A 340-nucleotide genomic window follows, 5' to 3' on the forward strand; every position below is an offset into this window, starting at 1 on the left:
AAACTGTCCTATGTCGCGGCGCTGCTCAATGTGGTTGTGGCGATGGTGTTCGTATTGTTCGTGGTCCGCGGCGTGCTGGGAAAGGCTCTGATCGCTATTCGCGACAGCGAAAAGCTGGCGGCGGCACGCGGCATCAACCGGGTGTGCATACATGCGTTGCTGTTCACGGTGACGTCAGCACTTACCGGTCTGACCGGGGGGCTCTACGTCGCCTACAACGGAACGGTCGGGCCGGCGATGTTCGACTTTTCGACGCTGACATTGCTTTTGACGATGATGATCGTCGGAGGCATGGGCACGCTCTATGGCCCGGTGATGGGCGCCGCGTTGATCTATGGTC

The 340-nt window shown here is 59.7% G+C and carries 1 protein-coding gene; it reads left to right on the forward strand.

The window, feature by feature from the left end:
* A partial coding sequence (locus CEV33_RS01510) for an ABC transporter permease subunit (RefSeq protein WP_407923791.1) occupies positions 1-340 on the forward strand: 340 nt, incomplete at both ends.

It is taken from the genome of Brucella grignonensis (assembly GCF_002252505.1).
GTDB classification, from domain to species: domain Bacteria; phylum Pseudomonadota; class Alphaproteobacteria; order Rhizobiales; family Rhizobiaceae; genus Brucella; species Brucella grignonensis.